Annotated in this window: 7 protein-coding genes and 12 pseudogenes; 14 read left to right on the plus strand and 5 right to left on the minus strand. The window is 68.8% G+C overall.

Translation table 11 applies throughout. From position 1 onward, the window contains the following. Positions 1-72: 72 nt before the first annotated feature. The 5 pseudogenes from StrepF001_RS01005 (at position 73) to StrepF001_RS01025 (ending at position 5,493) form a co-directional block, all read left to right on the plus strand. Positions 73-1,096: pseudogene (locus tag StrepF001_RS01005) on the plus strand (sporulation protein). A 62-nt stretch (positions 1,097-1,158) separates the two neighbouring features. Continuing rightward, positions 1,159-1,607: pseudogene (locus tag StrepF001_RS01010) on the plus strand (TerB family tellurite resistance protein). Positions 1,608-1,879: 272 nt separating this feature from the next. Then, a pseudogene (locus StrepF001_RS01015) lies at positions 1,880-2,939 on the plus strand (acyltransferase family protein). 205 nt (positions 2,940-3,144) lie between these two features. Continuing rightward, positions 3,145-4,480, plus strand: a pseudogene (locus StrepF001_RS01020) (hemolysin family protein). Continuing rightward, a pseudogene (locus StrepF001_RS01025) lies at positions 4,477-5,493 on the plus strand (hemolysin family protein). Before StrepF001_RS01020 ends, StrepF001_RS01025 begins: the two co-directional pseudogenes overlap by 4 nt. A 74-nt stretch (positions 5,494-5,567) precedes the next feature. Here StrepF001_RS01025 and StrepF001_RS01030 read toward each other — a convergent pair. Continuing rightward, the gene (locus StrepF001_RS01030; protein ID WP_129796403.1) at positions 5,568-5,792 is read right to left on the minus strand and encodes a twin-arginine translocase TatA/TatE family subunit; all 225 of its coding nucleotides are present in this window, start codon (positions 5,790-5,792) and stop codon (positions 5,568-5,570) included. Between the two features lie 170 nt (positions 5,793-5,962). Between StrepF001_RS01030 and StrepF001_RS01035 the strand changes: the two are divergent. The 5 genes and pseudogenes from StrepF001_RS01035 to StrepF001_RS49355 form a co-directional block, all read left to right on the plus strand. After that, positions 5,963-6,897: pseudogene (locus StrepF001_RS01035) on the plus strand (ion transporter). 18 nt (positions 6,898-6,915) lie between these two features. Next, positions 6,916-7,179 (plus strand): GlsB/YeaQ/YmgE family stress response membrane protein, encoded by a 264-nt coding sequence (locus tag StrepF001_RS01040; RefSeq protein WP_129796404.1) that lies wholly within the window; start codon positions 6,916-6,918, stop codon positions 7,177-7,179. 160 nt (positions 7,180-7,339) lie between these two features. After that, the gene (locus tag StrepF001_RS49350) at positions 7,340-7,468 is read left to right on the plus strand and encodes a hypothetical protein (RefSeq protein WP_276322792.1); all 129 of its coding nucleotides are present in this window, start codon (positions 7,340-7,342) and stop codon (positions 7,466-7,468) included. Between the two features lie 5 nt (positions 7,469-7,473). Continuing rightward, on the plus strand, positions 7,474-7,842 hold the full coding sequence (locus tag StrepF001_RS46215) for an MMPL family transporter (RefSeq protein WP_206306750.1): 369 nt from the start codon (positions 7,474-7,476) through the stop codon (positions 7,840-7,842). 17 nt (positions 7,843-7,859) lie between these two features. Then, a pseudogene (locus StrepF001_RS49355) lies at positions 7,860-7,982 on the plus strand (hypothetical protein); the annotation flags it as partial. A 295-nt stretch (positions 7,983-8,277) separates the two neighbouring features. Here StrepF001_RS49355 and StrepF001_RS01050 read toward each other — a convergent pair. After that, a pseudogene (locus StrepF001_RS01050) lies at positions 8,278-9,203 on the minus strand (M56 family metallopeptidase). Between the two features lie 14 nt (positions 9,204-9,217). Then, a pseudogene (locus StrepF001_RS01055) lies at positions 9,218-9,597 on the minus strand (BlaI/MecI/CopY family transcriptional regulator); the annotation flags it as partial. Positions 9,598-9,774: 177 nt separating this feature from the next. Here StrepF001_RS01055 and StrepF001_RS01060 point away from each other — a divergent pair. From StrepF001_RS01060 to StrepF001_RS01075, 4 genes and pseudogenes are all read left to right on the plus strand, one after another. Beyond that, positions 9,775-10,039 (plus strand): annotated as a pseudogene (locus StrepF001_RS01060) (GlsB/YeaQ/YmgE family stress response membrane protein). An 89-nt stretch (positions 10,040-10,128) separates the two neighbouring features. Next, a pseudogene (locus tag StrepF001_RS01065) lies at positions 10,129-10,700 on the plus strand (TerD family protein). Between the two features lie 101 nt (positions 10,701-10,801). Next, complete coding sequence (locus tag StrepF001_RS01070; RefSeq protein ID WP_206306751.1) at positions 10,802-11,506, plus strand: hypothetical protein; 705 nt, start codon at positions 10,802-10,804, stop codon at positions 11,504-11,506. Between the two features lie 48 nt (positions 11,507-11,554). After that, positions 11,555-12,143 (plus strand): annotated as a pseudogene (locus tag StrepF001_RS01075) (TerD family protein). Positions 12,144-13,310: 1,167 nt separating this feature from the next. On the opposite strand, the gene StrepF001_RS01085 reads toward StrepF001_RS01075, so the two are convergent. Both StrepF001_RS01085 and StrepF001_RS01090 read right to left on the minus strand, forming a co-directional pair. Then, positions 13,311-13,697 carry a hypothetical protein gene (locus StrepF001_RS01085; protein ID WP_129796406.1) on the minus strand — a complete coding sequence of 129 codons (387 nt, stop codon included), beginning with the start codon at positions 13,695-13,697 and terminating at the stop codon, positions 13,311-13,313. Between the two features lie 483 nt (positions 13,698-14,180). After that, positions 14,181-14,363 carry a hypothetical protein gene (locus StrepF001_RS01090; RefSeq protein WP_129796407.1) on the minus strand — a complete coding sequence of 61 codons (183 nt, stop codon included), beginning with the start codon at positions 14,361-14,363 and terminating at the stop codon, positions 14,181-14,183. Positions 14,364-14,378: the final 15 nt, after the last annotated feature.

Below are 14,378 nucleotides of genomic sequence, written 5' to 3' on the forward strand. Positions count from 1 at the left end.
GTAGAGAACGGCCCGGCATCCCCGGTTGTTCCACGGACACGCACGTACGCACGTGAAGGAGTGAACGCCACGATGGTGTTCAAACGACTGCTCGGCTCGCTCGTGTGGGCGGCCCCACGGTCGACACAGTCCTCGACCCCGGTCCCCGCCCGGCGGCACGCTCAGGGGGCAGGTTCACCTCAAGGCGGCAACGCCGACTTCGACATCGAGTACATCACCCTGGAGCTGGTGGCCCGGTCGAGGCCGAGCACGAGGAGGACGAGAGCGAGGGCTCCATCGCCTTCGAGCGGTACACGGTCGGCGGCGGCTTCCGGCTCGCCGAGGGTGAGGAGCGGTCCGTGCCGTTCAGCGTGACGCTGCCCTGGGAGACGCCGATCACCGAGCTGTACGGCCAGCCCTTGGGCATCGCGGTGTGCGCACCGAGTTGTCGGTGGCGGCGCGAAGGACAAGGGCGACATCGACCCGCTGACCGTGGGCCCGCTGCCCGTACAGGAAGCGGTGCTGGAAGCCCTGGGCCAGCTCGACTTCGGCTTCAAGTCCGCCGACCTGGAATACGGCCGCATCGGCGGCACAGGGCAGCAGCTGCCCTTCTATCAGGAGATAGAGATCACCCCGTCGCCCGGTATGCGCACCAGGTGAACGAGATCGAGGTGACCTTCCTCGCGAACCCGGCCGGCCTGGAGGTGGTCCTGGAGGCCGACAAGCGCGGCGGCTTCCTCTTCTCCGGCCACGACGCGCTCACCCGCTTCACCGTGGGCCACCACGACTCCCGCGACTGGAACGCCGAGGTCGACGGCTGGATCAGGCAGTTGGTGGAGCACCGGGCGCCGCACGGACACGAGAGCCACTACGGACACCACGGCCACGACGAGCACCACCACCACGGCCACCGCTCCGGCCCCGGCATCGGCACCGCGGTCGCCGCCGGAGCGGCGGGTCTGGCCGTGGGTTCGTCGGCGGCATGGTCGCGGCCGAGGTCGTCGACGAGGTGGGGGACTTCTTCGAGGGCGAGGAGGAAGGGAGGACGAGGGCTGAGCCGTACCCCAATGACAGCAATCGCACCCCGACGGGACCCATCCTGCTAACTTCTACGTAGCTGTAGAAGATGCGGCCGCCTCGACGCGGGCGGCCGCAACCCCGTACCCGTTTGGAGTTCTCATGGCCCTGTGGGACCGCATCAAGGAGTCCGCATCGACGATGCAGACCCAGCTGGCAAAGAAGAACGACCTCAAGAGCGGCGCCTTCCGCGACGCGAGCATGCCATGTGCGCCCTGGTCGCCGCCGCCGACGGCACGATCGACCCCTCCGAACGGCAGCGCGTGGCACAGCTCATCGCCACCAACGAGGTGCTGCAGAACTTCGACGCCGAAGATCTGCGCCGTCGCTTCGAGGACAACCTCAGCAAACTGACCACCGACTTCGCCTTCGGCAAGGTCAGTGTGCTGCAGGAGATCGCCAAGGCGAAGAAGAAGCCGGCCGAGGCGCGCGCCGTCATCCAGATCGGCATCGTCATCGGCGGCGCCGACGGCGACTTCGACAAGACCGAAGCGGTCGTTCGCGAGGCGTGCTTCACGCTCGACCTGCCGCCGCACGAGTTCGATCTCTGACCGAGGACTGCCCCACGGGGCGGACGTCGGGCCCTTGGCCCCTGCCGCCTGCGTGATCACCCAATCCCACGCAGGCGGCAGGCTTTCCCTGGTCCTGGATGTGAGCGTTTGTGACGCCGAGAAGCGTAAGGCGCGGCAAGGTGCCATGCCTCCACACCGCAGCCGTGCTCTCTGAAAGTCGCGCCTTTCTGCGCTGGTTCCGCTTGGACTGGGCGAGGAGAGCGTGAGCAGTACGACGCAGGCTGCGTCGGCCCGTGCAGCGGCATCCGCGACTGCAGCCGCCGAGCAGACGGGGCCCTGCGGCCGAAGCGGCGGGACGCCTTCTCGACAACGCCAAGTACCTGGCGATGGTCCTGTCGCGATGGCACGCCTGGGAGCCCTGCGTTCCGCAGCCGTGCTGTCACCGCGTCTACACGATCGTCTACGCCTTCACATGCCGGCGTTCATCGTGATCTCGGGCTACTTCTCGCGCGGCTTCGACGCAAGCCCGGAGAAGATCAAGCGCCTGATCACCGGGCTCGTCGTGCCGTATGTCGTCTTCGAGGCGGCGTAACCTTCTTCACCCGGTGGAGCAACGGCGTCCCCGACCGCCCGGTCAGCCTGCTGGACCCCCTGTATCTGACGTGGTTCCTGGCGGCACTGTTCCTCTGGCGGTTGACCACACCCGTCTGGAAGAGCATCCGGTGGCCACTGCCCATCGCGCTCGGTATCGCGGCCCTGGCCACGCTCTCGCCACCCATCGGCAAGGACCTCGACCTGCAGCGCGTCCTGCAGTTCCTGCCGTACTTCGTGCTGGGCCTGTGCCTGAGGCCGGAGCACTTCCGGCTGGTGCGCCGGTGGCGGGTGCGGATCATGGCCGTGCCAGTCTTCGTGGGTGCGCTCGTGTTCGCGTACTGGGCGGTCCCGCAGATGGACTACGCCTGGTTCTTCCACAACGCCGCCGCCGAGGACTTCGGAGTGCCCGCCTGGTACGGGCCGGTCATGACCCTGGCCCTCTTCGGCTGTTCCATGGTCCTGGTTGCCTGCTTCCTCGCATGGGTGCCTGGACGCCGGGCATGGTTCACCGCCCTGGGCGCGGGCACCCTCTACGGCTACCTCCTGCACGGTTTCGTCATCCAGGCCGCCAACCACCGGCACTGGTCCCACCTCGACTGGTTCCACCAGCCGCTCGGCAAGATCACCGTCTCCCTCATCGCCGCCGCAGTCGTGACCGTGCTGTGCACGCCTCCCGTGCGGAGCATCTTCCGGTTCGTGCTGGAGCCGAGGATGGACTGGGCCTTCCGGAAGGGCTTGACCCTGACGGGTCGCGGCCAGAGGGCCGCACAGAAGTAACCAGGGGTCGCACAGGAGTAGGGGCCGGGAGGCGCCGGGAACCGGGATGTGGCCAGAATCGTTTGCCTAATTCCACAGCTATCGGAGGAGTACCGACCTTGTCCGCCAGATCGACGGACCCCTCGGGGCACAGTCCCCGACCATCCCGCCAGGTCTTTGCTGAGCGCGGCACCCGGCGGGGTGCCCCATCCCGATCGATGCGCCGATGAGTGCCGTGGAAGCCTGGCTGGGCCTGCTGGCCGTCCTTGTCCTGACCGCGGGCACCGGCTATTTCGTCGCCCAGGAATTCGCCTACGTCTCGGCCGACCGGCTCGCGCTCTCCCGTGACGCCGAGGCCGGTGATCGGAAGGCCGCCCGTGCGCTGAAGGTGCTGGAGCGGCTGTCGTTCATGCTGTCCGGCGCGCAGCTGGGCATCACCGTGACCGGTCTGGTCGTCGGCTTCATCGCCGAGCCGTCGGTGTCCGCCCTGCTCAAGCCGGTCCTGTCCGGTATCGGCATCCCGATGGGGCGGTCAGCGGTATCTCCGTGGTGCTCGCCTTCGTGGGCGCCACTGTCGTGCAGATGGTGCTGGGCGAGCTGGCGCCGAAGAACCTCGCGATCGCCGTGCCCGAGCGACTGGCGAAGTCGCTGGCCACCTCGACTATGGCGTACCTGAAGGTCGTCGGCCCCGTGGTGAGGATCTTCGACGGCGCGGCGAACCGGCTGCTGCGCAAGGTCGGCATCGAGCCCGTCGAGGAACTGCACCACGGCGCCACCCTGGAGGAGCTCGGCCACCTGATCGGCGAGTCGCACGAGCAGGGCGAGCTGCCGAGGGACACGGCCGCCCTGCTGGACCATGCCCTGGAGTTCTCGGAGCGCACCCTGGACGAGGTGATGGTGCCGCGCGCCGACGCCGTCTTCGTCCGCAAGGACGCCGGCGTCGCCGAAGCCATCGCCCTGATCGGCATGCACGGCCACTCCAACTATCCCGTCCTCGGCGATCACCCCGACGACATCACCGGCGTCCTGGGCGTGCGCGAGCTGATGCGGCTACCGCGGAGCAGTTCGCCGGCACGACCGCCGGCGCTGTCGCGCGGCGTCCGCTGCTGCTGCCCGACACGCTGCCGCTGCCGGAGGCGGTCGAGCAGATGCGACAGCAGGACGACGAGTTCGCGGTCGTTCTGGACGAGCACGGTGGCGTGGCCGGCATCGTCACCTACGAGGACATCGCCGAGGAGCTGGTCGGCGACATCGCCGACGAGAGCGACACCGTCACCGAACTCGCCGTCGCGGACAGGGACGGCTGGCTGGTGGACGCCGGGCGCCGCCTGGACGAGATCGCCGAGGCGACCGGCATCGAGCTGCCCGAGGAGGAGGACTACGACACCGTGGCCGGCCTGATCGTGGACCGGCTCGGCCGCTTCCCGACGGTCGGCGACCGCCTCTCCGTCGAACTGTCCGACGGCGGTCGCGCGGTGATCGACGTACGGAGCCTGGACCGGCACGTGCCGGAACGGGTCCGCATCCAGCGGGTGGCAGAGAAGGTGGAGGAGCAGGCATGAATTTCCCGATGGCGCTCTTCGTCACCGTGCTGCTGCTGATCGGCAGCGGGTTCTTCGTGGCCGCCGAGTTCGCGCTGGTCGCCGCCAAACGGCACCGCATGGAGAAGGCCGCCGCCCAGGGACAGCGCGGCGCGAAGGCCGCGCTCGCCGGAATGCGCGAGCTGTCGCTCATGCTCGCCGGGGCGCAGCTCGGCATCACCGTGTGCACGCTGGGCCTGGGCTCGGTCTCCAAGCCCGCGATCTCCCACGAACTCGACCCGCTGCTGCACAGTCTCGGTCTGCCCAGCGCGCTCAGCTACGGCGTCGCCTTCGCCGTCGCCATGATCGTCGTGGTGTTCCTGCACATGGTGGTGGGCGAGATGGCCCCAAGTCCTGGGCCATCGCACACCCGGAGCGCTCGGCGATGCTGCTCGCCCCGCCCTTCCGGGGCGTGGTGAAGCTGGTGCGGCCGTTGATCGGGCTGCTCAACTGGGTCAGCAACGCGCTCGTGCGACTGTGCCGGGTCACCCGCGCGACGAGCTGGCCGCCGTCCACAACCGCGAGCAGCTCACCCACCTGGTGGAGGAGTCCGAGCGGCTCGGACTGATCAGCGAGACCGACTCGGAGCTGCTCACCCGGTCGCTGACCGAGCCGAGACGCGGGTGAGCACCCTCCAGGTCCCGGCTGGTCAGATCACGTCCGTCGAGGGCAGCGCCGGCATCGAGGAGATCCTGCGCGTGGCTGCCGACAGTGACCGAACCCGTCTGCTGGTCCGTGACGGCGACGTCTTCCTCGGCTCGATCCATGCCCGGGACGCTTTGGTCGCCCGAGCCCAGGGCCGTGCCGCCGACGCTCGTGCCCTGGCCCGACCGGTGCCCGAGATGGCCGGGGACACCACCGTCACTGACGCGATCGACCTGCTCCGCGGGCGCCGCGCCTCTCTGGCGGTCGTGCGCGACGCGTCCGGCCGAGCAACCGGCATGGTGAGCCTGGACGACCTCCTGGCCCGCTTCCTGCAACCGCAGACAGCCTGAGCGGACAAGTGATCACACGACGGGGTCCGGCCGGCAGGCCGGACCCGTCAGCGTCTTGCCGCCACGTCGACCGGTCAGGAGCGCGCGGGCGGCTCGTCCCGCTCAGCGGCAGTGCCCGGCACGACCCGGCCCGCGCCAGGCTGTGCGCCGTCGGCGTCCTGCTCCTTGAGCGCTTTGGCCTCGCTCTTGAAGATTCGCGCTGCCTTGCCCGCCGAACGCGTCAGTTCGGGCAGTTTCTTGATGCCGAGGACCACGACAACGACGAGGAGGATCAGGGCCAGTTCACTCAAGCCGAACATCAGGTCTGCTCTCTCCTGGGGCGAGCCGTCCGCCGATATGACGAACCGGCGACGCGAAGTGATCTACAGTGCTGTAGAAGTCTCTCCTGAAACGTGATCGCGCAACAAGCCCGCCTTCCAGCCTCGTTGGCCGGGAGAGGCTGCACCATGCGAGGGAGCAAGGCAACAAGATGCTGGACCACCACGACCCTACAGCCGCACCGGTAGCCGCATCAGTTCGACGGGATGCGGCCCGCCGCTGCCGAGCCATCACCGAGGCCCGCTGGTTCGCCATCACGGTCTTCGCGATGATCCTGGCCAACGCGGCCCTGCTGGGCGTCGAGACCTACCACGGGCTGGCGGCCGAATGGCACCGCTGGTTATGGCTCGCCGAGCATGTCTGCCTTGCCGCCTTCACCATCGAGATCCTTCTGCGCATGGCCGCCCATGCAGACCGCCCCGGGCAGTTCTGGAAGGACCCCTGGAACGTCTTCGACCTGGCCGTGGTGCTGTGCGCCTACCTCCCGTCGTCCGCGAGAACACCACCGTCCTGCGACTGCTGCGCCTGGCCCGCGTCCTGCGCACCGCCCGCTTCCTGCCCCAGCTCCGCGTAGTCCTGACGGCGGTCGCCCGCAGCCTGCCCGGCACACTCAGCTTCCTGCTCGTCGGCACCCTGCTGCTGTACGTGTACGCCATGGTCGGCTGGGTCTTCTTCAGCCACCACGACCCCGAGCACTTCGGCTCCCTCGGTCGTGCCGTGCTCACCCTGTTCCTCCTGATGACGCTGGACGGCATCGGCGACGCGGTCCGCGCCGGCTTGGAGATCTCCCGCTGGAGCCTGCTCTACTACGGCTCCTACGTGCTGCTCGCCTCCTTCGTCCTCGTCAACGTCCTCATCGGCGTCGTCCTGACTTCCCTCGACGAGGCGCGGCAGACGGAACGGGACGAGCCCGAACAGGCCGAGGGCCCGGCAGACCCATGCGCGCTGCAGGAACGAATCACCGCCGCCCGCCGCGCCCTGGACGATCTTCAAGCCGAACTCGACCGCTCCACCCCGGCCATCACTCGAGAAGCAGAGCGGATTGAAATCAATTCGAACGGGCACTCGCATGCCGCCAACGATTGAGAGGGTGGCATACCGCTCGTGGAGATCTCAGGCGTCATCAGCGCGATCGTCATCGGCATCGTGATCGGTTTCCTCGGCCGGCTCGTCGTCCCCGGCCGCCAGCGCATCGGCGTCCTCTGGACGATCGCGATCGGCATCATCGCCGCGCTCATCGGCACCGGCATCGCCTCCGGCCTCGACGTCGCCGACACCGAGGGCGTCGACTGGGTCGAGTGGCTCTTCCAGATTGGCCTCGCGGCCCTCGGCGTCGCCGCGGTCAGCAAGGTCAAACTGCGTCGCTGACTCGCCGACTCCACAGCATGCGCGGAAACCCGAAACAGCCGCCGCCAGCACAGGAGCGGATCTCGGCGCACTACCCGTCGGGGCTTCCGACCCGGCGGACATCGTCACCCACACCGACCGGACCGCCGAGGTCAGGGAGGCCGCGGCGACAGTGGGCGGCGTGGCCCGCGTCGAGGACGCCACCGACCACACACCGGACAGCGAACTCACCCACCTGACCGTGGTGTTGAAGGACGCGCCTGACAGCCAGGCCGCAAGGACACGATCGACGACCTCCGCGAAGCCGTGAACCCGATGGGCGCCCTGGTCGGCGGCACCACCGCCGAGACTCTCGACACCCAGCGAGCCGCCGACCGCGACCTGACGACGGTCGTCCCCATCGTGCTCCTCGTCGTCCTTGCCGTACTGATCCTCCTGCTGCGGTCCCTCATCGCCCCGATCCTGCTCCTGGCCACGGTCGTGCTGTCGTACTTCGCGGCCCTCGGCGCCTCGAACCTGCTCTTCGAGCACGTCCTGGACTTCGCGGGCGTCGACTGGTCGATCCCGCTGATGGGCTTCGTGTTCCTTGTCGCCCTAGGCATCGACTACAACATCTTCCTCATGCACCGCGTGAAGGAGGAGACCGGAGGCTGGGCCACGAACGCGGGATCCTGGAAGGGCTGACGAGTACCGGCGGCGTCATCACCTCGGCGGGCATAGTCCTGGCGGCCACCTTCGCGATCTTCGCGGGACTGCCGATGGTGACAATGGCCCAGATGGGCGTCCTCGCCGGCATCGGCGTCCTCCTGGACACCTTCCTCGTCCGCACCGTCCTGGTGCCCGCCCTCGCCCTGGACCTGGGTCGCTGGTTCTGGTGGCCGGGCCGCCTCTTCCGGCCCTGCCGCACGTCGACGGGAACACCTCGGCTCACACCGCCTCCACCACGGCCGGGACCGGGCCCACGAGGTGGCGTAGGCCCAGGAAGGTCCCCCTCCTCTCCAGGCCCTCGCCTACCCGGCGCATGCACATCGGCAAGATGCGCATGCGCCGAGCTTGCCCGGCCGATGCCGGATCCCACTGGTCAGCCGGTGGACAACGCCTGACCGCGCCGACGCCTGCTCACAGGGGCGTGGCGGCGTACAGGATGAAGAACATCGTCACCGCGGAGTTCGCGGACGACATCGCCGATACCGCCGTACCCGCGGCCGCACCCCACGCCGCAAGGCCCACGGTGGTGAACACCGAGGGCCAGCTCCGCACGACGGGAGCCGGGCCGAGCAGAGCGGTTACCCGGCGCGGCACCGGCCCCGGTGCGGCGAGCCCCGCCAACGTGGGTACCGGAGTGGCGCGGACACGAGCGCCGCCTTGCCGATCGCGCGCGCCACCGTGCGGCGACTGCCCACCTTCTGAGCGCCTCTTCGTCCGCCCACCGTTCGGCTGTGTAGGAGACGGCCGTGCGCAGCGGACGCAGGAACGGGTTGGCCTGGCCGCGAGTTGGACAGCGAGCAGGAACCGGTGATGCCGCGCGGCCAAATGCGCCCGCTCATGGGCGAACAGCGCCCGGCGTTCGGCCGGCTCCAGGCAGTCCAGCAGGGCCGTGGTCACCACCACCCGGTCCCGGCCACCTCCCGGCAGCGCGTACGCGTAAGGGACGCCATCGGGCAGTACGACGACCTCGGTGCCGGGCATCCCGGCCAGCGCCCTATGAGCCCGCGGCGCACCCGGCCGTGCCGCCACAGGGTCCGGCCGCAGCCAGCAGCACGGCGAACAGTGCGGGAATGGCGGCCTTCCCGGCTACCTCGTCGTACGGCACCGCCGCCCGCACCTCCGGGTCCGACCAGCCGTCGGGCAGCGGGTTGCCGGGCAGTTGGGCGTGCCCACCACCATCACCAGGCCCAGGCACACCGTGCTGCAGGACGCCATCATTGCGGCCACGCCGGTCAGCAGTCGGTCGCGGCCCGCGGATGCAGGTGCTGCTCGGCCAGGCGCGCGATCGGCCAGGCCGTGAGCGGCAGTACCAGCGGCAGAAAGACGAAGACCCCCATGAGATGTCAGTCTTCCCCTTCGCTCCGGTCCGACCCAGCAGGTCGCGCAGCAGCCGCTCGTCGTCCGGCCCCAGGCCCGTGACAAAGCTGGCCAGCACCGCCTCCCGGTCGCTCTCGGCGTCCAGCACCCTGCGCATCCGGTGCGCCGCGAGGCCCGCCTCGTCCGACGCCGGCGTCCACGCGAAGGACCGGCCGACCCGCTCCCGGGTCACCGCGCCCTTGGCCAGCAGCCGGGTCAGGATCGTGATCACCGTCGTATAGGCGAGATCCCCGCCCAGCCGCTCCTGCACCCAGCCGGCCGTCGCCGGCCCGTCCGCCTCCCCCAACGCCGACAGGACCAGCACCTCCAGCTCACCCTGCCCCGACGCCGGGAACGCTGCCGGTGATCCGTCACGTCCTGTCTCCCTTCCGCTGCCGCCCGTTGTCCGACCGGACATCGTATAGACGCCCGACGTCCGCCCGCCGCACCGCGGACCATCATCACGTCATCTACAAAAGTGTAGAAGATAGGCTGCCCGGACATACAGTTCCGCGCCACACCGATGGCAACGACACAAGGAGAGCAGGAGACATGGGCGTCATCGCATGGCTGGTACTGGGCCTTCTCGCCGGAGCGATCGCCAAGGCCATCCTGCCCGGACGCGACCCGGGCGGACTCATCGGCACGACAGCCATCGGCATCGCGGGCGCCTTCATCGGAGGCTGGCTGTCGACGAAGTTCCTCGACCGACCGGTGGAGCGGGAGTTCTTCGACGCCGCCACGTGGGCTCGCCATCGCGGGCGCCCTGGTTCTGCTGATCGGCTACCGCATCCTCTTCGGAAACTCCCGCGACTGACCCGAGCCACCAGGCCATCACTTCTACAGTGTTGTAGATTTTCATCGAGCCCCTCCGGGCCCTGACCTGACGCACGAGAAGGATACGCAGTGGAGTTCCCTGTCCAAAGGCGGCAACGTCTCGCTCAGCAAGGAGGCGCCCGGCCTGACCGCCGTCGTGGTCGGACTGGCTGGGACGTACGCACCACCACCGGCACCGACTACGACCTCGACGCCACGGCCCTGCTGCTCGACGCCTCCGGCAAGGTCCTGTCCGACCAGCACTTCGTCTTCTACAACAACCTCACCAGCCCGGACGGCTCGGTCGAGCACACCGGCGACAACCTCACCGGCGAGGGCGAGGGGACGACGAAGCCATCAAGGTGAACCTCGCGCCGTACCCACCGACGTCGACCGGATCGTGTTCCCGGTCTCCATCCACGATGCCGAGGAACCGCGGCCAGAGCTTCGGCCAGGTCCGCAACGCCTTCATCCGCATCGTCAACCAGGCAGGCGGCGCCGAGCTCGCCCGCTACGACCTGTCCGAGGACGCCTCGACCGAGACGGCCATGGTCTTCGGCGAGCTCTACCGGAACGGCGCCGAGTGGAAGTTCCGCGCGGTCGGCCAGGGCTACGCCTCCGGCCTGGCCGGCATCGCCGCCGACTTCGGCGTAGGCGTCTGAGCAGGCCGCCCACCCCGCCGGGTTCGCCCTCGAAAGGCGGGCCCGGTCGGCCGGTCCCAGACCCGTCCCTGCCGAAGCGCCTCTACCCGTCAGGAGAACACGTGGTCGCCCCGTCCCCCCTCCGCCCCGAGGACCGGCCGGACTTCGAGGCCGTACTGCACCTGGCGCTGAACACCCCGGACATCCGTAACACCCTGCGCTCCGATCCGACCACAACCGGCCCAACCGCCGCACGCCTGCGCACAAGGGCACTCGCGAACGCCGACGAGAGCACGGCCGCAGCACAACGTGAATACCGCACGTATCTCACCCTGCACACGTCTGCGCAGCCGGGCACATCGCGCGGCCATGCCGACGGCAGCCTGTTGCCTGCGGTTGCCGTACTCACGCCTCCAGGGGCCGCATCGTCCGCCGCGATCCTCCTCATGCTCGGTTATGTGTTCCAGCTGGCCGACATCCAAGGCACATTGCCAGGATCGCTGGTCACCGCCGGCTGGGTTCTGGCGCTTGTCGCGGCCACGAGCACGCTCGCAGCTCTCACTGCGCTGCTCACCACGGCGATGCGTGGGCGCGGCGGCTCGGTGCAGCCCGCCCGCCTCGAACAGGCACGGCTGGACTGGCAGCGAGCCCTCCTGACCCACGGCATGCTGCCCTACCTGCGCCGCTGCATAGGCGAGGAGCCATCCGTCGGCCCTGCCGCACCGACGACACAGCCGCCTGCCGACCCACCGCCGAATCCAACGGCAGTCCCGCGCAAGCCGACTAGCAAGCAGCTACGCACCAGCCCGAACCATGAAACCGGCTGATCGGCAGCCCCACACCTTCCCTACGAAGCCGAGAGCGAGAACCCCCTCATGACGATCAACCTGAGCAAAGGCCAGCAGATCAGCCTGAGCAAGGCCGATGGCAACGCCCTCACCTCCGTCCGAATGGGCCTGGGCTGGCAGGCCGCACCACGCAAAGGCTTCCTCGCCAAGCTCACCGGCGGAGGAAACGACATCGACCTGGACGCCTCGGCCGTACTCATCGCCGAGGGCCGGCCGATGGATGTCGTCTTCTTCCAGCACCTGGTCAGTGACGACGGCTCGGTACGGCACACGGGCGACAACCTCACCGGTGGCGCCGGCGCCGGAGGAGACGACGAGGCCATCCTCGTCGACCTGACCCGCGTCCCCGCCCACGTCGACCAGATCGTTTTCAACGTCAACTCGTTCACCGGCCAGACCTTCGCCGAGGTGCAGAACGCCTTCTGCCGCCTGGTCGACGAGACCACGGGTACCGAACTGGCCCGCTACACCCTCACCGGTGGCGGCAACAAACACCGCGCAGATCATGGCGAAGGTTCACCGGAGCGGCGGTGGCTGGCAGATGAAGGCCATCGGCGAACCTGCCACCGGCCGCACTTTCCAGGACCTGCTGCCCTCCATCACGCCGCATCTGTAGGGCGGGGTGCTGCCGCACGCCCAGGGATCGTTTCTCAGCCGTCGGCAGGCAACCGCAGACCGAGACGGCGATATCGCTGTCCCCGCCACACCAGTACGTTCGGCAGCACCCAGCCCGGGTCAAGGAGGAGACATGATCCCCATGTTCGGACTGAGAGAACTCGCGATCATCCTCATCGGCGTCATACTCCTCCTCGGGGCCAAGAGACTTCCCAACCTGGTCCGTTCCGTCACTCGTCCCATCGGCAAACCAGTGCGCCCTCGATGTGCTGCGCCCCCGCCAGGACGAAGCAACGCGGAGTGTCCGGCGCTGCCACTGCGGTACGCCGCTGCCCACGGGAGAATTCTGGGAGAAGATCTTCTCCCAGACCCTCGAAGCCCATCCCACACCAACGAAGACCACTCCCATGACCTGCGCAGATGCCGATCCTGGCAGCTGCAGCGTGGGTGCCCTTCGCTCAGGAGGAAGAGGTCGAGAGTTCAGAACTCGCAGCATCGATTGCAGCCGGGCTCGAAGGGCCTCACGCCGGACCGTCACGCACCCAGTAGTAGTCGGGACCCCCGGGATCCTTCCCGAAAACGCCGGAAGATTCACTGACGGCCGGTCAGACCATCACGTAAGAGCAGGTCAGAGGCATAGCAGACGCGCCCTCGCCAGGCGCCTTCTAAGCGCCCGCTCTATCGCGACAGCTCACCGCGTACGCCATACTGGGGCCCGAACGACATCCTGATCTACCGCAACGCCACCAGAATTTTCCGCCACGCCCCCTGCGCCCTACTTGGACGAAAATCCAAGTGCCCGAATTCCCGGGGATTACAAACGTGGATTGATCACCGAGCAGGACGAACTCACACTCATTCGTGCATCGTGGCAATCAAATCGCTGGCTGCGGTGAATGAATTCATACGGCAAGAGCAGGTCAAAACCGCCGACGGGGCTATGAGCATCAGCCGTCGAAGAGACCCGCCCGCCAGTGAACCTCACGCTCCTGCTGCCTAGTCTCCGTGGCCATGGTCAATTGGTGGGACCTGTTGACGGACCACGAGCGGGAGCAATGTGCAGGTAGTCACCGCCACGACACCCCGGCGGCACCTGTACAAGATCCCGTTGATGATCCTTCGATTGGCTCTCCCAACGCCCGTCTCGCAGACCGGCGTTCGCGAAGGCTCACAACACCGCGGCCACCATCCCGACCAGCCTCATCGCCTGCCGCAGGTAGTCCCGCCCGGCGTCGGGCTCCGGCGGTGGCGGGCGGTGCTCGCGGGCGACCGCGACCGCCTCGAAGACGGTTGCGCCTTCCTCCGGGTCCAACTCGGCTGCGAGGACGGCGTCCGCGCCCGTCTCCCGTCCGCCCGATGCCAGGTGCAGGTAGCGGCACGCCGTTACGGACAGATGCTGTGCCACATAGGCCGTACGCAGCGTGTCCGCGGGCGGGATGGGCGAGCCGGTGAGCCTGTCCCACAGCGTGTCGGCCGCCTGGCGGCACCACGCGCGGCCTTCGGCTGCCAGGGCGGCCTGGGTTGGCCAGGCGATCTCCGGCAGTCGGCCGAGCACTACCCGCGCCTCGGCCGACAGGCGGCACGCCGCCAGCCCGAGGGCGCGTCGACGACGTGTACGCGGAGTGCGGTCAGGTCCCGCCGCAACGCCCGGACCACGTCCGCCCATTCGTCCGGCGCCGCGGGGCTGATGACCGTGACGTCCACCAAACTGAACTGGTCCGCGCTGAGGGCGTGAGGACGCTTCCGGTCAGCGCGACCGCCTCCGGGCGCAGTTCTCGCCCGGTGAACCAGGCGCCAGCCAGGCCGCCACGTCGTCGGCCAGCAGGTCGAGGCCGACCTCGGCTGCGGGGGGTTAGTGGGCTGTCCGTCGGACGCAGGCCAGTGGGCCCTTGTGCTGAACGAACCGCACCTCGTGTCCAGGCCGAGTGCGGCTCGCAACGGGCGCGCGGCCCGCTCCCGGTTCACCGGAGTCAGCGGTGCGTCGGCGCTGTAGTCCATGCGGACGCGGCCCGGTCCTCGGCGCTGAGCGCGAGACGTGTCACCGGCAGTGCGCCAGCGTCTCCAGGAAGCGGCTCAGCTCCACCGGCTGCCCTGACGTGGTGAGCAGATGCCGAGGGGAGCGGGTGCTCGTCAGCTCCAGCCGCGGCCCCGGGTGGAGGCAGCCGCAGTCGGCGGGCAGCCAGCGTGCCCGGTCTCCGGTGCGATACCGCAGCAGCGGCATGGCCTGTTGGCCAAC

Origin of the sequence: Streptomyces sp. F001 (assembly GCF_004187715.1) — a bacterium.
Lineage (GTDB): Bacteria > Actinomycetota > Actinomycetes > Streptomycetales > Streptomycetaceae > Streptomyces > Streptomyces flavusporus.